The following is a 17,833-nucleotide window of genomic DNA, read 5'->3' on the forward strand; positions in this document are numbered from 1 at the left end:
CGCTCAGAACTCAACGTGATCACCATGACCTATATCCACTGCAAATTGTATGCCCGTGAGGAAATAACAAGAAATGTCGGCAGTTTGCAATCCAACGTAAAAACGCCATTCGTGGACTTAAACATTGCACAAGCATGAGCATGCTTATCAAAATTTACCAAATGATTGAGTACCACTTACACGTTAAACCCGGTCACTTAATTTAATGCGAAGCACAATAGGAGAATATTAGCATGCCCGAATCACCGTATATTACTCACCGCGACATCTTTCTAACAGGAATGTATGGTACTGCTTACCTCCTGCAGGACTTTATCCTATACCAGTACAATCCAAGCAAGTTCTTCTCCGACACAGACCAACGTTGTGGCGGATTCGACCGCCGTCATCAACAAATCTATGAAGACCTTAAAGCTTGGTTCTCTGACCACGGTGCTGCTTCGCCAGGGTTTAGGCAGATCGCTGAACACCTTCAATCACAAAGAATAGCCCGGGCCCAGTCCGTTTTTGAAGAGCTTTGTCGGCTGCGAGAGATGTTTCCCGCTGACTATCCCAGCGAGCCCGGAGCGAACCCGTCGGAGGAGCATGGAAATGCGCTGCGGAACCATGAGTGGTACCACGAACAAAACGTGTCCAAAGGCTACATCTCAAGATGAACTCTGCAGCCAGGCCGACCCGGTTCTTACCTGCTGCCGAAGTCGATTCATGGCTGCCAAACCGAGAGAACTTCTTAAACAAGCCATTCTGAATTCGACCAGGGACTTTGATACGTATGCTGAAACAAGACCAGATCCTCGCCTGCGGTATGACAATGCTGAATCCAACCCAGTGCGAATTATCGCTGAGGGAGGCCTTCCCTGATCAAATCGAACGGCAGCAGCGTGTGATGCTTGCATTGAATTTTTACGACGCGTACCTCGCCATTATCGACGCGCCCATTGATAATGCACTCAATCCCATGACAATGGTGGGATTCAAAGGGTTCCTAGCAACTGAGCTCGAAATGTCTAAGGCGGAGTTAACTGCCACGGTTTGGGCCGTTAGTGACCTGCTGGCGCTGTATGGTCTGATCAGAGAGGGCGATGTTCAATTTGCCCTGAGCCAAGATGAGGCTTTCGATCGATGCACCTACCAAGGGCTGAACCGCTTACAGGATAGAATTTCCTACTACGCCAGTTGGTTTGCTATCCAGAGTGGACAAGGCGTCTACGTCGATTTCACGATTCTGGATCCCCATCTGAGCCGCTCATCGCAGCAGTTCCTTCGTAATCACCTTGGTATGTACATGATCGATAAGGATGCCGATCGGGCAGAGATGGACGCCAGGTTCATTACCAGCATTATTCAAGGGTACGTTACGAGATGGCCACATCGTGATCTGAGCCGGGCGCTCTCCGTGAAGGAGACCCGTTCATTCATTGCTGAGATCAATGCTGAGTCGGACAATCAGATGGCCCGCGCAGGCTTTACGGCCCGAGACGCCCGCATAAATCGTGGGTATCTGGCAAATGTCATTCAGGGTTTTTTCATACCTGCGGACATTTTTACTACAGCAGTGTTGTGACGACGCCCTACCCTACATCCATTCATCCCTTACATCTTGTCAGCCCGGGTCGCTCAGGAGTAAAGACCGTGAGTACGGAACGTCGTCACATGCCGCTCGACGGAGGATCCCGGCCTCTCCACTGGCGGCATATGATAAAAACTGCTCGCCAAAGGTGCGAACCAGGTACTCACCGCAGTCCAAACCCATCTACTTCAGCTCCGCAACCAGCTCCTCCCGCCCATGCAAGCTAGAAACGCCCCGGAGTATATTCATGACCTGCTCCGACCACCCAGAAGCTTTCATGCCTTTGCGCTGATAAAACGCCCCCCAGCCGCTCATCATTAGATCACAAGCCGTCGCGCGACCGTCGAGAGTGGGAGCGACGCAGATACCTTCTTCAGCGCGCTGGATCTGAAGCTTGAGACCATCCAGGAGTCCCGCCAGTCCAATCCATCAGGCATTGAACTGACTATTACCATGGCTAAGCGATTCATGGCCCGACCAAAACATCGCATTCAGCTTGACGATCTGGTTACGACCCAAGACAGGCTCGACGCCATAGAGTTTGAGCGTGAATATTGCTCAGGTTTGCGGTGCAGTCCGAGCACCTCGTGACGCCGGGCAACCAGTTGCTGGCAGAGCCGAATTCCCGTTTCACCCGTGGCGCCGATCACAAAAACTTTCGCCATCATGCCCTCTGGAATTTATTTCCCCCTCCCGCATTATCCTAAACAGCAGACCCGCACACTGGCGTCCGGTAGTGGAAAAAGATGGAGCATCGCAGCCGCAGAGGCCGGCAGGTGAACGTTTGAGGAATGGTTTGATCCCAACGCACCTGTGAAATCTGCAGGCTGAAAATTCCGGAATCTGGTAAGCCCAATTCCGGTTTTTTCGTTTCACGACTTTCGAAACGCTGCAGCGCTACTCGGATAACCAAGCCGAAAGAACGCTTCTCGGGTAAAAGCCCACTATTGATGCTTACCAGCACCGTTGGAACTCGCCAGGTTGAAGAGATGCTGTTCCAGCTAGCTGAGGGGTTTTCTTTTTGAGGGGGCAAGCGCACTTGATCTGCTGGTCGTGGCTGATTCAGAAGAGACTGATCTCACTGAAAAGCACGGGCAGTTTTGGCGGATTCGTTGAATCCAGCGCGATACGCCAATATCCAACATCACGCCAAGCGCCATGCTTGAATCCTACTTCTGGATACGTACCAATGTGAGCGAAGCCAAGTGCTTCGTGTAGTCCCACGCTGCCATCATTGGGCAGAGCGATCCCGGCATAGGCTGCGTGAAAACCTTGCTTCTTCAATGTTGGCAGCAACACGTCATACAGTGCCCGACCGACGCCACTACGGTGCGCTTCTGGCGATATATAAACGGTGACGTCGACCGACCAGCGATAGGCCTCACGAGCCCGGTGCTGACTGGCATATGCATAGCCGATGACCTGGCCGTCTCGCACCGCAACCAGGTACGGGTAAGTTAGCAGAGTCGACTCAATCCGCATGGCCATCTCTTCGACTGAAGGCGGCTCAAGCTCGAACGAAATCGTAGTGCTCCCAACCATTGGTGCGTAGATTGCCTGGATGGCTTGAGCGTCCGAAACCTGCGCAATCCTTACTGTCGTCTTGCTCATCCTCTATCCCCTTGGTGGCTCAAATCGATCTTTGATTGACTCGTTTCGAGAGCGACTCGGCGCTTTCCTTTCGCTCCGAGTAGCGATCTACCAGATACGTTTCCCGGCCCCGAACCATCAGCGTGAACTTCATTAGTTCCTCCATCACGTCGACCACACGGTCGTAGTAGGCAGATGGCTTCATACGGCCTGCGTCGTCGAACTCCAGGAAGGCCTTGGGTACTGACGACTGGTTTGGGATGGTGATCATCCGCATCCAGCGCCCGAGAATTCGCAGCTGATTTACCGTGTTGAACGACTGTGATCCACCGCAGACCTGCATGACGGCCAGGGTCTTGCCCTGGCTGGGCCGGACAGCCCCCATCGTGAGCGGAATCCAATCGATTTGGGCTTTGAATACAGCAGACATCGCGCCGTGACGCTCCGGCGAACACCAAACCTGTCCCTCTGACCACAGAACCAGATCCCGCAGCTCTTTAACCTTTGGATGGTCTTCCGGAGCGTCATCAGGGAGAGGCAAGCCCGAGGGATCAAAAATAACTGCCTCGGCTCCCATTAGGGTCAGGATGCGCGCGGCCTCTTGGGTCAGTAGCCTGCTGAAAGAGCGCTCACGGGTTGAGCCATACAGCAACAAGATGCGCGGCTTGTGAGTCGGTTGCTCGTTGCCTTGCAGACGATCCAGTGTGGCGACGTCAATCAGCGCCTGATCCAGATTAGGTAGATCCGGACTGCTCTCCGACGAAAATTCGTCCATCACAGCTCACCTATACGATCTAGCTCGCGCTTCAGTTCCTGCGGTGTAAGCGTCGAATGATCCAAGCTGAAGAATGCCTCGAAACGCTTTTTAATCTGGACGACGGTTGCGTCAAATGCGGCCTGGATTTCGCTGTCTGTTCCTTCCACATCGGAAGGATCGGCAAGCCCCCAGTGGCTTTTGACAGCAGGCCCAAAATAGACCGGGCATGTTTCGCCTCCAGCCTTGTCACACACGGTTATCACAACATTCGGTGGTGAGTCCGAAAAGACCTCTGAGCCTTTGCTGTAAAGCCCCGAGGTATCGATACCCAGCGCTTGCAGCGTACTCACGGCGCGTAAATTCAGTTTCCCGCTAGGGAAGCTGCCAGAACTGACGGCAGTAAAGCCGCTCGGGGCCAGATGGTTGAACAACCCCTCCGAGAGAACGCTCCGGCAGCTGTTTGCCGTACACATAAATAACACTTTCATGGGTTTCTCCTAGACAGGGATGCTCAGCCGCAACGCCAGTGCCACTAGCGTTACCAGCAAGATAGGAAGAGTGAGGATGCTGCCGACTTTGAAGTAGTAGCCCCAGGTGATGCGGATGTTTTTCTGTGCCAGAACATGCAGCCACAGCAACGTGGCCAGGCTTCCGATGGGCGTGATCTTTGGGCCGAGATCGCAACCGATGACATTGGCGTAGATCATGGCCTCACGCACCAGTCCCGTAGCGTCGCTGCCCTGAATGGACAGAGCGCCGATAAGCACACTCGGCATGTTGTTCATCATCGAGGACAACAGCGCAGCGGTGATACCGGTGCCCAAGGTAGCGGCCCATAGGCCATGCTCAGCAAATATGTTCAACAGCGCCGAGAGCGAGTCGGTTAGCCCGGCATTACGCAGGCCATAGACCACCAGATACATGCCCAGCGAAAACACGACAATTTGCCAAGGCGCGTGCTTGATGACCTTTCGCGTGGAGATGATGTGGCCTTTTCCAGCAATGATCAGCAGGATCACCGCACACGCAGCAGCAACGGCGCTGATGGGGATGCCCAGCGGCTCCAGTGCGAACAGGCCAAGCAGCAGCAGGCCAAGTACCCACCAGCCAGCAATGAATGTCGCCCGGTCACGAATTACTGCATCTGGGGCTTCAAGCTGATTAGCGTCGTACTGGGTTGGAATGTCCTTGCGATAGAACATCCAGAGCATGAACAGCGTCGCGGCCACCGCCACCAGGTTCACTGGCCACATCACCGAGGCGTACTCACCAAAACCCACGCTGAAAAAGTCAGCCGAAACGATGTTGACCAGATTCGACACGACCATGGGCAGACTGGCGGTATCCGCGATGAAGCCTGCGGCCATCACGAATGCCAGAGTGGATGCCGGACTGAAACGAAGCGCCGTCAGCATCGCGATGACGATTGGGGTCAGAATCAGTGCGGCTCCATCATTGGCGAACAGTGCCGAGACGGCTGCACCGAGCAGGATCATCAGCGCAAACAGGCGTCCACCTTTGCCCTGACCCCAGCGAGCCACATGCAGCGCCGCCCAGTTAAAGAATCCCGCTTCATCAAGCAGCAAACTGATAATGATCACTGCAATGAAGGTCGCGGTAGCGTTCCAGACGATGTGCCACACAACCGGCACATCCCCCAGACTCACGACGCCAGTCAGCAATGCCAGGACGGCACCCACTGCCGCGCTCCAGCCGACACCTAACCCCCTGGGTTGCCAGATAACAAAGACAAGCGTAACTACGAAAATTGACGCAGCGATGAGCATGGGTATGTTCCGAATCAGAAGGTCAGCAGCAGGAGGCTTGGCGCACGGGTCTGTCTTCCATCGAAGCCAGCCTTCCTTGACTGTCGTTAACCCAGGACTGGTGCGCCTGCGTAGTGACGTTCAGAACATCCAGTGCCCACTGTTCAAGCTCGGGATGCAGCCGGTAGTAAACCCACTGACCCTGCCTCCGATCTGCGAGTAACCCGCAAGCCCGCAGTTGGGCAAGATGCCTGGAGACCTTCGACTGGCTATCGTCCAGTGCCCAGATCAACTCGCACACGCACAACTCACCCTCAGCCGAAAGCATGAGCATGATCCGAGCGCGAGTTTCGTCCCCCAGGCACTTGAAGAAGGTGTGTGGTGCCAGGCTCATAAGCGACCGCCCAATACATGTGGATAACCGAATATACAGATGTAACCACATTCAAACCGCATGCACAAACACCAAGCGAATGTATTTAACGACCTCCGCTACCTCCAGCGCACTCTCCTTGGGAGGGGGCCGCTGCGTTCGTATAGCTCACACACTATGAGCATCGCTGTCCCACGCTGGCAGGCTGATCTTAAAGGCCGTATAACCTCCCCCGGAGACACATCTAACGGTGCCGCCATGAACGTCAACCAGTGATTTGACGATTGCCAAACCTAACCCCGCGTTTGTGGTGCTGCCCTCTCTGCGAGCAGGATCGACTCTGTAAAAACGATCAAACAGCCGGGGTAAATGTTGTGCTGCTATCTCCTCTCCAGGGTTTTGCACTGACAAGCTGATCATGTCGCCATCAGGTTCGATTCTGATGGAGATCACGGAGCCTGGTGGTGTGTACCGGAGCGCATTGGACAGCAGATTAGAGATCATCCGATCCAACATAGTGTCGTCGCCGTACACTGCGCCATGCCCGGAAAGCTGTAGCGTCACCCCAGTGTCGTCTGCCAGCAACTGGTAATACTCGAAGAGCTTTTCGACGACCGAACGCAACTCGATTTTTTCTTTGGTTGGTAGAATCAGACCGTTATCCGATTTGGCCAAAAAAAGCATGCCATCAATAATGCTTGAGAGGCGGTTCAGATCCTCAAGGTTGGAATAGAGATTCTCTTCATAGATTTCGGGCGCACGTTTCTTTGCGAGGATGACTTCTGTATGTGTCCGCAGATTGCTGATAGGAGTGCGCAGCTCGTGCGCGATATCAGCCGAAAAGTTGGACAGCCGAACAAAAGACTCATCAAGGCGAGCAAGCATGGCGTTGAACGAGGAGACTAGGCTTTCAAGCTCACGAGGCACCGAGTCCATCGGGATACGCTCTTTGAGCGATCCCGCTGACATCGAGGCTGCGACCCGCGTCACCTGTGCGACCGGCTTCAACCCACTACGCGCCACCAACCACCCTAAAGCTGCGCTGACCAAGACACTAATCGTCAGTCCGATCACCAGCCACCACCGCAAGGTTTCAACGAAATGCAGATGGCTAGTGATATCTAGACTCAACCACGCGTTCAGCGGCTCGGCTTCGTTTACTAATCGAACCTGGGCCTGCATGCCACGGTACATATGGCCGCCAACAGTCCACTCCCACATGTCTTCTCCAGGATCGCCCGAGTGGGAAGGAGGATGCTCAACTGCATTCTGTGTGGCGAAGATCGTCCTCCCTTCCTTGGTGGTAATCGAGGCGGAGAGTTCCTGATGTGCACCAAGCAAAGCCTGTAGTTGCAGCACGACTTCTGATGAGTCTGCGGAGCCAGCTTCGCCTTCCATGATTTGGCGGATGGATTCGAGCTTTTCCGTCATGGCTTGACGGTCAAGAACCTTGAAGTGATGTTGGCTAAACGCATCGAAAGTAAAGCCCGCCACTACCAGCACGGCGACCACGGCACAGACAAACATCATGCTCAAACGGAGGGTAAGGGAAGCGCGCTTCATTCTGTTTCGGGAGCGTCTAGCATGTAGCCCATTCCCCTCATGGTCTGGATCAGCTTGGTGTCAAAATCATCATCGACTTTGGCTCGGAGGCGGCGAATAGCGACTTCGATTACGTTGGTATCGCTGTCGAAATTCATATCCCAGACCTGCGATGCGATCAGGGATTTTGGCAAGACTTCCCCCCGACGGCGCATCAGCAATTCAAGTAGCGAAAACTCCTTAGCCGTGAGGTCTATCCGGCGACCAGAGCGCATGGCGCGGCGCTTCAGAAGATCGACTTCCAGATCCCCGATCTTGATTGATGTCTGGTTGGGCGCGGCGGAACCACGGCGAAGCAAGCTTCTTACGCGAGCAAGCAACTCGGAAAAGGCGAATGGCTTAACCAGATAATCGTCAGCTCCTAGCTCTAACCCCTTGACCCGATCATCAACTCCGTCTCTGGCCGTCAGAAACAGCACAGGAACTGCGCGCCCAGCTGCGCGAACGCTTCGGACGACATCCCAGCCGTCGATGCCCGGCATCATCACGTCCAGAATTAGGAGATCGTAGGTCTCACTCAGTGCTTGATGCAGTGCTTCCGTACCGGTCACAACCCGATCAACACTGAACCCGGCCTCTACTAGACCTTGCTGTAGATACATGCCTGTTTTGGGTTCGTCTTCTGCTACCAAGAGTTTCATGCTTGGGCTCCGGTTGTGCGGCGTTCAATTGTGCTACCAAATTGGCCGCTATGCGCAAGCTGACGCAAATGTAATCGGCAATCTGATTCTTTGCGCTTAACCTACGTTGTAACCGGTAAGTAAGCGCCACTCGCGGCCTAGGCCAAGGGCGCCTAAGCAACCGCAGACTAACCTTGATGAGGTGCATGGAATGTTCAAACGAAAGCTATCGCTGGCTGTGGCGTTGATGATTTGTGGTGCCGCCCAGGCGGCAGCGCCGCTCACAATAGATGTACACCGCGACGCGAACTGCGGCTGCTGCAAGGAGTGGGTCAAACACCTTGAGTCGAGTGGATTCAAAGTGGTCGACCATGTAGAAAGCAATATGAGCGCTATCAAGCAGAAACTGGGTGTTCCACAGGAACTCGCCTCATGCCATACCGCTGTGATTGGCGGCAAATTCGTAGAAGGTCATGTACCAGCCGACGAAATCAAGAAGCTGAGCGGCCGCTCCGATCTCGTAGGGATTGCAGTGCCAGGCATGCCAGCAGGTTCTCCAGGCATGGAATACGGTCAAAATTATCAGCCGTATAAAGTCATGGGAGTCACCAAGGCAGGTGCGCAAGAAGTGGTGGCTACCTACCCACTCAGCCAATAGTGTTGGCTGGATCTGGGCCCCTCTTGGAGCCGCCCAGATCTGGCATCGAGCTTACCCTTGAGCCATGTCGATTGATGGGCTTAAAGTCCCCAGCCAAGCCACCAGGACGACGATGACCACGGCACAGGTGGATTCGAGCACCACGCTTTTTCTCAAAGCAGTCACTGCCAGAGAGTAATCACCGGCCTGCGCAGACCGCTCAAGGGCAGGACTCAGGTAGAAACGATTCAGGGTAGCAAGTCCGATCATGCCGGCGAACAGCACGATTTTCACGAGTAGAAGAACGCCATAGGCGCCTGATATGACATTGGCCACTGTCGGCCCAACGATGAAGAGGTAATTGGCGACACCGGTCACTATGACCGTACCAACGATCAGAGCACCGGCTGTTTCGAATCCGCTGAGTGCTCGTGAAAGTACTCGGACAAGTAGCTCAGGATCAGACCCTTTTATCCTCAACATCAAACCAAACGCCGCGAGGGCACCGATCCACCCGCCAGCGGCAAGTAAATGCAGGATATCAGCGGCAAAGTGCCAGAACCGCTTAGCACCTTCATCCATGGCTCCATGACCTGTCCACGCGAGCGTCGCTAGGGCGATGCTGCCCGCCAAGGTAGCAACCCATAGACTCTCTGTTGGCCATCGCTTGCTTTGGCTTGCGACAACAATGACCACCGCTAGCGAGATCATGCGCGTCACCCAGCTATAGCCGATCTCAGTCTCGTACAGCATCATTTCTATGTGAGGCCGCAGCTCGACCCAATCGGAGGCGCCGCTCATATTGCTTGTCATAACCACGAAAGCTGCTATGGACAACAGCATGCCTATAGCAGCGGTGCCGGGCAGTATCCACCCAAAATGAAGTACCGCTCCGGATACGCGCTCTTTACCTCGAAAGCTGTACAGCCCAAACACCGCTAGGCCGAACAAGAGCATCAAATCCAGATAAAGCGCTATGCGCAGCACCACATTCAGGGGGTCGCTCATGCTTACTTCACTTTGAACGTAACGTTGCCGATAATCGGGTGGGTATCAGAGGAGACCGCCCGCCACTCCACTTTGTAGGTGCCAGCAGTGAGAGGTGCTGCCGGAGTCAAGATCATGGTTTTAGGATCGCTACTTCCAGCCACGCTGGCCTTCATGGGCATAGGGGAATGTGCCATGCCAGGCATTTCCGTCATGACCAACTTGGCCCCGGAAAACTGGGTAACCAGGTTTTCGGAAAAATGCAGTTCTATCTTCGCAGGAGCTGGGCCGCTCTCCCCTTCAGCCGGAGTCGAAGACAGCAGCTTCGGGTGAGCCTGGGCAACTGCGCTGAGCAGAAGGCTGGAAGAAAGAGCAACGGCCACAACACAGGATTTAAATACAGACATGCAAGGCTCCTCACAGCGCAAAGCTGTTGTTATGAGGTTAGATAATTATTTGGTGCTTCTAACTTTGATTTAGAACCACACTCGGACGCCAAGCACGAGGCGTGCTTCGTTACTGTCTTCGCCTTCGTCGCGGGCGTAATCAGCGGTCTTTCCATAAGCCCGATTCCAGGTCACACCTACGTAAGGTGCGAATTCTGGCCTGATTTCGTACCGAAGACGCAAACCGACCTCACTCTCTGACAGCCCTGAACCAATGCCCCGCTGGGGATCGTTTTTACCGTAGAAATTGAATTCCGCCGTCGGTTGCAAAATGAGCTTGTTGGTCAGGAGGATGTCGTAATCACCTTCCAGCCGAGCTGCGGTCTGGCCACCTTCAGCCAGATAAGCAGTGGCCTGGGCTTCGAAATTGTAGAGAGCCAAGCCCTGGATACCGAAAGCCGCCCACGTTTGAGGGTCGCCTGGTTTGAAGTCTTGACGAACCCCGCCGACCAGATCCCACCAAGGGCTGATGGAATGGCCCCAAAGAGCTTGAACCTCAGCTTCTTCGGTCTTTCCGTTGGTGCGCTCGCCCTCGGAGCGCAGCCATAGACGATCAACATCTCCACCTATCCAACCTTGGGCTTCCCAGTTAAGCGCGCTCCCATCGTCAGCATCCTGCCATTCCAGCTTCTCAAATATAAAAAAAGAGTTGAGGGCAGTGTCGTGGACTTCGTGACCACCAGGAGCGTTATAGACTGCGGCTCTATCCGCATCGGTTAGAGCCGCTATCGGTGTCCGGCTTTGGGTCTGGGTCTGCTGCTTGGGAGGCTGCATACCCTGCATCTGGCTATGATCCATACCCTGCATTTTGCTGTGATCCATGCCCTGCATCTGGCTGTGATCCATACCCTGCATCTGCCCGTCTTTCGTGCCCTGGCCCGGTTCAGCGGCTACAGGCAAGATAAAAGCAGCGGTTAAAGCAACCGTGAATACAGCTGAGTGCATGCGAGTCTCGCAAAAGAAATTGCTCATAGTCGGCTCCTTATTCCTCTACACGCACTTCACGGAACATGCCCATTTCCATGTGGTACAGGAGATGGCAGTGGTAGGCCCAGCGTCCTAGCGCATCGGCGGTCACTCGGTAGCTGCGCTTTGATCCTGGCGGCATATCGATGGTGTGTTTGCGGACGAGGAATTGCCCGTTTTCATCTTCAAGGTCACTCCACATGCCATGCAAGTGGATGGGATGCGTCATCATCGTGTCGTTCACGAGAACGATGCGGACTCGCTCGCCATATTTCAGTTTTAAAGGCTCGGCGTCCGAAAACTTCACGCCGTTGAAAGACCAGGAAAACTTCTCCATATGACCGGTCAAGTGCAATTCGATGGTGCGACTTGGCTCACGGCCATCTGGATCTTCAAACGTGCTTTTTAGATCAGAGTACGTCAGTACCTTTCGGCCATTCTCGCGAAGGCCCATACCGGGATCATCAAGCTTTGGCGACGTCGACATGGCCTGCATATCGACGAGAGGGTTGTTGGACTCTGAGGCCGGGTGCTGCTGCATTTCTTCCATGCCACCCATAGACATCTTGCTGTGATCCATTGCAGCCATGCTGTCCATGCCAGAAATGTCTCGCGTAGCGCCATGATTCATACCCTTCATGTCGCCGCCGTCCATTCCCGACATACCCTGCATTGAGTTGTCTTGCGCACCGGCCATCTTGCTGTGATCCATTCCAGCCATATCGCCCATACCAGACATTGAGCCATGATCCATCCCGGCCATACCCATGTCGGCCATGGTGACGAGAGGACGAGGGTCAAGCTCAGGTACTGGGGCAGCGAGACCAGGCCGGACGGCCAAGGTGCCTCTGGCGTACCCCGTTCGATCCATCGACTGCGCAAACAGTGTGTAGGCGTCCTGAGTTGGTTCGACGATCACGTCGAAGGTCTCAGCTGTGGCGATCCTGAATTCATCCACGGTCACAGGCTTCACATACAGGCCATCGGCGGCTACAACGGTCATCTTCAAGCCCGGAATACGGACATCAAAGTAGGACATGGCCGAACCATTGATGAACCTCAACCTAAGCTTTTCGCCAGGTTTGAAAGTGCCTGTCCAGTTCGAGTCCGGGGCGTGGCCGTTCATTAAATAGGTGTATGTCGCGCCACTGACGTCTGCAATGTCAGTAGGATTCATCTTCATCTCGGCCCACATCTTGCGATCAGCGACAGTCGCTGACCAACCGCTATCCGCTACGTCCTTAATGAAGTCACCGACTGTTCGCTTGTGGTTGTTGTAGTAGTCCGCCTGCTTCTTGAGCGTCTTCATTAGCGCAGTCGGATCTTCATCCGTCCAGTCAGTGAGCATCACCACGTGGTCACGGTCATACTCAAAAGGCTCTGGCTCTTTTGCTTCAATTACCAGCGGGCCGTATACACCTACCTGCTCTTGGAAGCCGGTGTGACTGTGATACCAGTACGTTCCGTTCTGCTTGACCTTGAATTGGTAAACGTACGTTCCATCAGGCGCGATCCCACCGAAGCTAAGGCCCGGCACACCGTCCATATTCGCGGGAAGAATAATCCCGTGCCAATGGATGGAGGTCATGTCTTTGAGGCGGTTCTTGACCCGTAAGGTGACGGTGTCCCCTTCACGCCAGCGCAGCAGAGGCCCTGGGATACCACCATTTATGGTCAAGGCAGTCCGGGGGCTTCCGGTGATATTTACCGGCGTTTCTCCAATGAAAAGGTCGAACTCTGTGCCCGACAGGACATTTGTCTCGCCAAAGCTGGTGGCCGCCCAAAGAGGCGTACGCCAGAGCCCTAAGCCACCGAGAATCGCGCCAGCGGTCAGCCCTTTTACGAAGGTGCGCCGAGAAGTTTTGGATTGCATACCGATTCATGTCCTGTCAGTCAGGTGCACGCACAGCACTGTATTCCCGAGGGTTCGCCCTTTTGGATAGCGAGTGCGTTTGATACATCGAAGATGCCATAAGCCAAAAAATGGCGTGATTACATTTCCGTAAGCTGGTCGACTTAGCAGTGATGCTTCTGCTTTTCAGCCGCAGGCTTTTCTTGCGCAACATCTTCTTGCGCTTCAGAGACTGGTTTGCGGTTCTCCAGTGCAGCCACACGAGCTTTTTCCATGCGCTCATAGGTGCGATCACCGCCGCCTTCGGCAAAGGCCAGTGACGACATAGCCAAACTGATTGCAATAACCACAACGTTGATAGCTTTCATGATACATCTCCTCAAAGGAACTGACTCTCGATGAATCTGGAGCGTTTGAGCGTCGGCTCGATGAGGATGATGAGGGGAGGCACCTGTCAGTATGCTTAGGCAGCGATTACACTTTTGACAGGAACCCCATAAGAGGCGGGGATATTTTTTTAGCGCTGCCAGCAAGTAACATCGGGGGAACAACTCTCACCAGCCGCTATGTGAGTGGATGTTTTGCCATGGGAATGATGCCCCCGAGTGAGGCTTTTCCGTCAGTACGCTAAGCGTAGCGTAAGCGTTCAGCAAACTCACATTGAATTGGATGTGATTTCGAGCCTTTCAGCTCCATTCACTTCAAAATCTTCCACAGCCCGTAAGAAAACTTCGAGAGAGCGAGAAATAAATTTTTCGCGGTGATGCACGATGTGGAGCTGTCGCTTATGAGGCGGCAGGTCATGATTCAACAACCTCAGCTTACCTTCCGCGATTGCATCGCTCACTACCCAGTAAGACAAACAGCTTATTCCGATTCCAGAAACGACCATTCGCTTAATGGCTTCGGAGCTACCGATCCGGCGAGCGTCGCTCCAGTCGCCAAGGTAGGGAAGTAGCCATTGAAGCACCTCATCAGCAGTTCCTGAGCCGTCCTCGCGAATCAGCCAGGTAGCGGCATTGAGGTCGTCTGAAGTCAGCTTTTCCTGAGCGGCAAGGGGATGATTTGAGGCTGCGATGATCACCAGTTCGTCCTCAAACCATGGACGAATCGTCAGCTCGGGTTGGCGGCACGGCCCCTCAATCAGGCCGATATCAATCGAAAGCTGTGCGGCTTGCTTGGCGATATCTGCACTGTTGCCCATGATGACATCGACTTGAATGCCCGGCGCTCGCGCAGCCAAACGTTCGATCAGCAGGGGCATGATGTAATTGCCAATTGTAGTGCTGCAACCGATCCTCATCCGAGCCGTCGTGTCCGTTTGAAAACCTTCTTCAATTTGAGCCGCCGCTTCAAGCAGCCGGATGGCCTGAGGTAGAAGCGTTTGCCCATTGTCATTCAGCACGAGGCGTCTGCCGACCCGATCAAATAACTGGATGCCCAGTGCGCCTTCCAATTCCTGGAGGGCTGCGCTCGTAGCTGACTGGGACAAAGCCAGTGCAAGACTCGCCCGGGTCGTCGAGCCGAGTTGAGCGATGCTTCGAAAAATGTCGAGCTGGCGGAGAGTCAGCTTCACGAGCTTACCTATTAAGTGGGTATGGCATAGAGAAATTACCCGTTTTTCTAGATAAATTCACCCCGCTATTCTGTAGGCACTGCTCCGATGAAGCACGCCGTGGAGGCACCATGCGAGACATCAGCTTGTCAAAAGTAATGCAAGGAGGGCAGCCGCTGTCGGCGCTCTCAAATCCAAGGGAAGCGATCCGGCAGTTCACCCCGAACTGGTTCGCCGCCACGATGGGTACGGGCATCCTGGCCCTGGCGTTAGGACAGCTTCCAGGAAATATCGCGCTGCTGTCATACGCGGGAAAAGCACTTTGGCTGTTCAACATTGTGCTTTTCAGTGCTTTTACGCTTATGTACGCGGCACGTTGGGTTTTCTTTTTCAACGAAGCCAAGCAAATCTTCGGTCATTCAACCGTCTCTATGTTTTTCGGCACGATCCCGATGGGGCTGGCAACCATCATCAACGGCTTGATGCAGTATGGCGTACCGACCTGGGGTGATGCCCTAATACCATTAGCCCATGGCCTGTGGTGGCTAGATGTCGCCATGGCACTGGCATGCGGTGTTCTCATTCCATTCATGATGTTCACGCGGCAAGAGCACAGCATCGACCAGATGACTGCTGTGTGGTTACTTCCCGTTGTCGCTGCGGAAGTCGCTGCCGCCAGTGGTGGGGTGATCGCTCCACATTTAGCCGACGCGAGCGCGCAGTTCAATATGCTGATTACCAGCTACGTGCTGTGGGCCTATTCCGTCCCTGTAGCCTTGAGCATTCTGGTGATCCTGGTGCTACGCCTGGCGCTTCATAAATTGCCTCACGAGAACATGGCTGCATCATCGTGGTTATCGCTGGGGCCTATTGGAACAGGAGCGCTAGGCATGCTGGTCATCGGCGGCGACGCCCCTGCCATCTTTGCCGCTCACGGCATGGCTAATGCTGGAGCCGTGGCAGCAGGGATTGGCCTGATCGCTGGCATTTTGTTCTGGGGCCTTGGCTTGTGGTGGATGCTTTTGGCACTGCTTATCACTGCTCGATATGCGAAAGGTGGTATTCCATTCAACCTGGGCTGGTGGGGCTTCACATTTCCTTTAGGCGTCTACGCCGTGACCACCCTGAAGTTGGGCGTGATCTTGGACTTGGCATTTTTTAACGTTCTGGGTGTGATTTTGGTGCTGATGTTGACGGTAATGTGGTTGGTGGTGGCGGCGAAGACCACCATAGGTGCTTACCGAGGGAATCTGTTCGTATCCCCCTGCATTGCTTCTCTCAAGGCAAAGCAGGCCCAGCGTTAATTCAAATCATGTAGCCGCCTCGATGCCCGCGACAGCGTCGCAACGATAGCCTTGGCTGCGTTGGGATTTGTAGACACTGAAAGCGGGCTCGGGTGTGGCATTTCGAACAGGCCCAGGTGACCGCCTGTTACCTCATGAATCGGGTTCTGACTTGCTCATTTTGGTTCGTCCTCCTCGACTTTTTTCGGGGCGCTCACGGCGTTGCGCTGAGAGTGAAATTTATTGATGTCCGAAAGACGGATATCAGTCGGTAGGGCATGGCGGTGTTTGCTGTGGCCCACGCGTTGGGCGTGATAGATCCCGGTATGGCCGGACACCAGATAACTGGCGATGCAGGCAATCGCGGCAAGTGGGGCAATCTCTGGGCCGAAGAGCTCCATGGCCATGACGATGGTCGCCAGTGGTGTGTTGGCGGCGCCGGCGAAGACTGCGACGAAGCCGATACCGGCGAGCATCGAGAATGGGAGGTGTAGCAGCGGCGCAAGCGCGTTGCCCAGCGTCGCGCCGATGTAGAACAGCGGCGTGACCTCGCCACCTTTGAAGCCTGTGCCGAGTGATGCGACGGTAAACGCGAGTTTGCCGAACCAGTCCCATGGCGCAACGGGGGCTGCAAAGGACTGGACGATGCTCGGAATGCCTAGGCCGACGTACTGATAGGCATCCAATGCCCACACCGCCGTGGCCACCACTATCCCGCCGAGAACAGGGCGCAAAGGCGAATAGGGAATCAGCTTTTTTATCCACGCCCCGAGGGTATGGGTGGCTGTGGCGAACAGCAGCCCCGCGAGTCCGAACACGATGCCTGCGACAACCATTGCCACCACTGTCCAGAACTGCACGGGCGCGATCTCGCCGATGACGTAGTGGGTGTGCACGACGCCCCAGAGCAGCCCGACTTGATCGGCGACGATAGCGGCGACCATGCATGGGAACAACGCGTCGTAGCGCATGCGGCCAATGGCGAGCACTTCAAGGCCGAACAATGCTCCCGCCAGCGGGGTGCCGAAGACCGAAGCGAAGCCTGCGCTGATGCCTGCCATGAGCATGATTCGGCGATCTTCGGGGCGCAGTCGGAACAGGTGGGTTATCTGATCGGCCAGAGCACCGCCCATTTGCACGGCGGTGCCTTCGCGTCCGACCGATGCGCCAAATAGATGCGAAATTAGCGTACCCGCAAGCACCAGAGGCACCATGCGCAGCGGCACGGTTTGCTTCGGGTCGTGAATCTCGTCGATCAGCAGGTTGTTGCCCGCGTCTACCGGCTTGCCAACCAGGTGGTAAACCAGCCCTACAGCAAAGCCTGCCAGCGGCAGCAGCCAGATCGCCCAGCGGTGGGTCTCGCGCCATTGAGTGGCGTGATCGAGGGAGAACAGAAATAGCGCGGATGCCGATCCCGCCAAAAGTGCCACGGCGCTGGCAAGTACCAGCCATTTCCCGATGTAGGGAAGCAGGACGAGTTGTTCAGGTTTTCGGAGTTTTGACATGGGGTCGGCCACACAAGGAAAGTGAGCCTGACCAAAAAGGGATATTTCGCGCGAACGCCTACAGCCCTGTGTTGATCAGGTGTCTGTAGGCATCATCAGCTGCTACGGGCGCAGCGGTTGGTAAGTGGAGGAATGCCATCTCCAGGGCCCGAATATAGCGATCTCTCCCGGAGATGTAAACTTGATCATCAGATAGAAGGACGAATAGCTTTCCTAAAAGCTTGTCATGAGTAACAGGAGCATCGAGTCGCATCTCACTCGTAAATTCAAGTGTCTGCTTCAGCCGATTTCTACTGGTCAAGGCGAGTCCCTTGCCCTGGTTAA

General features: G+C 54.7%; 18 protein-coding genes, 1 pseudogene and 1 riboswitch. Of the genes and pseudogenes, 5 read left to right on the plus strand and 14 right to left on the minus strand.

Going from position 1 to position 17,833, the window contains the following annotated elements; translation table 11 throughout:
* Positions 1 to 233: 233 nt before the first annotated feature.
* The 3 genes and pseudogenes from ACFZCE_RS12205 to ACFZCE_RS12215 all read left to right on the plus strand — a co-directional run.
* Positions 234 to 656 carry a hypothetical protein gene (locus tag ACFZCE_RS12205; protein ID WP_065992378.1) on the plus strand — a complete coding sequence of 141 codons (423 nt, stop codon included), beginning with the start codon at positions 234 to 236 and terminating at the stop codon, positions 654 to 656.
* Between the two features lie 116 nt (positions 657 to 772).
* Positions 773 to 1,564 carry a hypothetical protein gene (locus tag ACFZCE_RS12210; protein WP_065992377.1) on the plus strand — a complete coding sequence of 264 codons (792 nt, stop codon included), beginning with the start codon at positions 773 to 775 and terminating at the stop codon, positions 1,562 to 1,564.
* Positions 1,565 to 2,475: 911 nt separating this feature from the next.
* A pseudogene (locus ACFZCE_RS12215) lies at positions 2,476 to 2,595 on the plus strand (antitoxin Xre/MbcA/ParS toxin-binding domain-containing protein); the annotation flags it as partial.
* 37 nt (positions 2,596 to 2,632) lie between these two features.
* On the opposite strand, the gene ACFZCE_RS12220 reads toward ACFZCE_RS12215, so the two are convergent.
* The 7 genes from ACFZCE_RS12220 to ACFZCE_RS12250 form a co-directional block, all read right to left on the minus strand.
* Positions 2,633 to 3,181 (minus strand): arsinothricin resistance N-acetyltransferase ArsN1 family B, encoded by a 549-nt coding sequence (locus tag ACFZCE_RS12220; RefSeq protein WP_330735746.1) that lies wholly within the window; start codon positions 3,179 to 3,181, stop codon positions 2,633 to 2,635.
* Between the two features lie 19 nt (positions 3,182 to 3,200).
* Positions 3,201 to 3,935, minus strand: coding sequence for an arsenical resistance protein ArsH (gene arsH / locus ACFZCE_RS12225; protein WP_065993189.1), 735 nt, complete (start codon positions 3,933 to 3,935; stop codon positions 3,201 to 3,203).
* Positions 3,935 to 4,405 (minus strand): arsenate reductase ArsC, encoded by a 471-nt coding sequence (locus ACFZCE_RS12230; protein ID WP_065992376.1) that lies wholly within the window; start codon positions 4,403 to 4,405, stop codon positions 3,935 to 3,937. Before ACFZCE_RS12230 ends, arsH begins: the two co-directional genes overlap by 1 nt.
* A gap of 9 nt (positions 4,406 to 4,414) precedes the next feature.
* A complete protein-coding gene (locus ACFZCE_RS12235) occupies positions 4,415 to 5,704 on the minus strand; it encodes an arsenic transporter (protein ID WP_122280366.1) in 1,290 nt (429 codons plus the stop codon).
* A 22-nt stretch (positions 5,705 to 5,726) separates the two neighbouring features.
* On the minus strand, positions 5,727 to 6,077 hold the full coding sequence (locus tag ACFZCE_RS12240) for a metalloregulator ArsR/SmtB family transcription factor (protein WP_065992371.1): 351 nt from the start codon (positions 6,075 to 6,077) through the stop codon (positions 5,727 to 5,729).
* Between the two features lie 147 nt (positions 6,078 to 6,224).
* The gene (locus tag ACFZCE_RS12245) at positions 6,225 to 7,619 is read right to left on the minus strand and encodes a heavy metal sensor histidine kinase (protein WP_122280367.1); all 1,395 of its coding nucleotides are present in this window, start codon (positions 7,617 to 7,619) and stop codon (positions 6,225 to 6,227) included.
* Positions 7,616 to 8,299, minus strand: coding sequence for a heavy metal response regulator transcription factor (locus ACFZCE_RS12250; protein WP_032656501.1), 684 nt, complete (start codon positions 8,297 to 8,299; stop codon positions 7,616 to 7,618). Before ACFZCE_RS12250 ends, ACFZCE_RS12245 begins: the two co-directional genes overlap by 4 nt.
* Before the next feature lie 190 nt (positions 8,300 to 8,489).
* On the opposite strand from ACFZCE_RS12250, the gene ACFZCE_RS12255 reads away from it, so the two are divergent.
* Positions 8,490 to 8,936 (plus strand): DUF411 domain-containing protein, encoded by a 447-nt coding sequence (locus ACFZCE_RS12255; RefSeq protein WP_065992367.1) that lies wholly within the window; start codon positions 8,490 to 8,492, stop codon positions 8,934 to 8,936.
* 51 nt (positions 8,937 to 8,987) lie between these two features.
* On the opposite strand, the gene copD is transcribed toward ACFZCE_RS12255, so the two are convergent.
* The 6 genes from copD to ACFZCE_RS12285 all read right to left on the minus strand — a co-directional run bounded on the left by copD (position 8,988) and on the right by ACFZCE_RS12285 (position 14,742).
* A complete protein-coding gene (gene copD / locus ACFZCE_RS12260; protein ID WP_065992366.1) occupies positions 8,988 to 9,923 on the minus strand; it encodes a copper homeostasis membrane protein CopD in 936 nt (311 codons plus the stop codon).
* A 2-nt stretch (positions 9,924 to 9,925) separates the two neighbouring features.
* Positions 9,926 to 10,309 carry a copper homeostasis periplasmic binding protein CopC gene (gene copC, locus ACFZCE_RS12265; RefSeq protein ID WP_065992364.1) on the minus strand — a complete coding sequence of 128 codons (384 nt, stop codon included), beginning with the start codon at positions 10,307 to 10,309 and terminating at the stop codon, positions 9,926 to 9,928.
* Positions 10,310 to 10,378: 69 nt separating this feature from the next.
* Entirely contained in the window at positions 10,379 to 11,320 is a 942-nt protein-coding gene (locus tag ACFZCE_RS12270; protein WP_083233251.1) for a copper resistance protein B, read from the minus strand.
* Positions 11,321 to 11,330: 10 nt separating this feature from the next.
* Complete coding sequence (locus ACFZCE_RS12275; protein WP_122280368.1) at positions 11,331 to 13,187, minus strand: copper resistance system multicopper oxidase; 1,857 nt, start codon at positions 13,185 to 13,187, stop codon at positions 11,331 to 11,333.
* Between the two features lie 143 nt (positions 13,188 to 13,330).
* Positions 13,331 to 13,534, minus strand: a complete 204-nt coding sequence (locus tag ACFZCE_RS12280; RefSeq protein WP_032656495.1) for a co-regulatory protein PtrA N-terminal domain-containing protein — start codon at positions 13,532 to 13,534, stop codon at positions 13,331 to 13,333.
* Positions 13,535 to 13,821: 287 nt separating this feature from the next.
* Positions 13,822 to 14,742, minus strand: coding sequence for a LysR family transcriptional regulator (locus tag ACFZCE_RS12285; RefSeq protein ID WP_065992360.1), 921 nt, complete (start codon positions 14,740 to 14,742; stop codon positions 13,822 to 13,824).
* A 137-nt stretch (positions 14,743 to 14,879) separates the two neighbouring features.
* On the opposite strand from ACFZCE_RS12285, the gene ACFZCE_RS12290 reads away from it, so the two are divergent.
* A complete protein-coding gene (locus tag ACFZCE_RS12290; RefSeq protein ID WP_372489465.1) occupies positions 14,880 to 16,025 on the plus strand; it encodes a TDT family transporter in 1,146 nt (381 codons plus the stop codon).
* A 155-nt stretch (positions 16,026 to 16,180) separates the two neighbouring features.
* Here ACFZCE_RS12290 and ACFZCE_RS12295 read toward each other — a convergent pair whose 3' ends face one another.
* A complete protein-coding gene (locus ACFZCE_RS12295; RefSeq protein ID WP_065992356.1) occupies positions 16,181 to 17,509 on the minus strand; it encodes a voltage-gated chloride channel family protein in 1,329 nt (442 codons plus the stop codon).
* Between the two features lie 79 nt (positions 17,510 to 17,588).
* A riboswitch (Fluoride riboswitch) is annotated at positions 17,589 to 17,661 on the minus strand.
* Positions 17,662 to 17,833: the final 172 nt, after the last annotated feature.

Origin of the sequence: Pseudomonas sp. NPDC007930 (assembly GCF_042958985.1) — a bacterium.
In the GTDB taxonomy this organism is placed as follows: domain Bacteria; phylum Pseudomonadota; class Gammaproteobacteria; order Pseudomonadales; family Pseudomonadaceae; genus Aquipseudomonas.

Coding starts and splice junctions, on each gene's coding strand:
- ACFZCE_RS12205 (WP_065992378.1), top strand. CDS start 234: ATGCCCGAATCACCGTATATTACTCACCGCGACATCTTTCTAACAGGA.
- ACFZCE_RS12210 (WP_065992377.1), top strand. CDS start 773: ATGCTGAAACAAGACCAGATCCTCGCCTGCGGTATGACAATGCTGAAT.
- ACFZCE_RS12220 (WP_330735746.1), bottom strand. CDS start 3,181: ATGAGCAAGACGACAGTAAGGATTGCGCAGGTTTCGGACGCTCAAGCC.
- arsH (WP_065993189.1), bottom strand. CDS start 3,935: ATGGACGAATTTTCGTCGGAGAGCAGTCCGGATCTACCTAATCTGGAT.
- ACFZCE_RS12230 (WP_065992376.1), bottom strand. CDS start 4,405: ATGAAAGTGTTATTTATGTGTACGGCAAACAGCTGCCGGAGCGTTCTC.
- ACFZCE_RS12235 (WP_122280366.1), bottom strand. CDS start 5,704: ATGCTCATCGCTGCGTCAATTTTCGTAGTTACGCTTGTCTTTGTTATC.
- ACFZCE_RS12240 (WP_065992371.1), bottom strand. CDS start 6,077: ATGAGCCTGGCACCACACACCTTCTTCAAGTGCCTGGGGGACGAAACT.
- ACFZCE_RS12245 (WP_122280367.1), bottom strand. CDS start 7,619: ATGAAGCGCGCTTCCCTTACCCTCCGTTTGAGCATGATGTTTGTCTGT.
- ACFZCE_RS12250 (WP_032656501.1), bottom strand. CDS start 8,299: ATGAAACTCTTGGTAGCAGAAGACGAACCCAAAACAGGCATGTATCTA.
- ACFZCE_RS12255 (WP_065992367.1), top strand. CDS start 8,490: ATGTTCAAACGAAAGCTATCGCTGGCTGTGGCGTTGATGATTTGTGGT.
- copD (WP_065992366.1), bottom strand. CDS start 9,923: ATGAGCGACCCCCTGAATGTGGTGCTGCGCATAGCGCTTTATCTGGAT.
- copC (WP_065992364.1), bottom strand. CDS start 10,309: ATGTCTGTATTTAAATCCTGTGTTGTGGCCGTTGCTCTTTCTTCCAGC.
- ACFZCE_RS12270 (WP_083233251.1), bottom strand. CDS start 11,320: ATGAGCAATTTCTTTTGCGAGACTCGCATGCACTCAGCTGTATTCACG.
- ACFZCE_RS12275 (WP_122280368.1), bottom strand. CDS start 13,187: ATGCAATCCAAAACTTCTCGGCGCACCTTCGTAAAAGGGCTGACCGCT.
- ACFZCE_RS12280 (WP_032656495.1), bottom strand. CDS start 13,534: ATGAAAGCTATCAACGTTGTGGTTATTGCAATCAGTTTGGCTATGTCG.
- ACFZCE_RS12290 (WP_372489465.1), top strand. CDS start 14,880: ATGCAAGGAGGGCAGCCGCTGTCGGCGCTCTCAAATCCAAGGGAAGCG.
- ACFZCE_RS12295 (WP_065992356.1), bottom strand. CDS start 17,509: ATGTCAAAACTCCGAAAACCTGAACAACTCGTCCTGCTTCCCTACATC.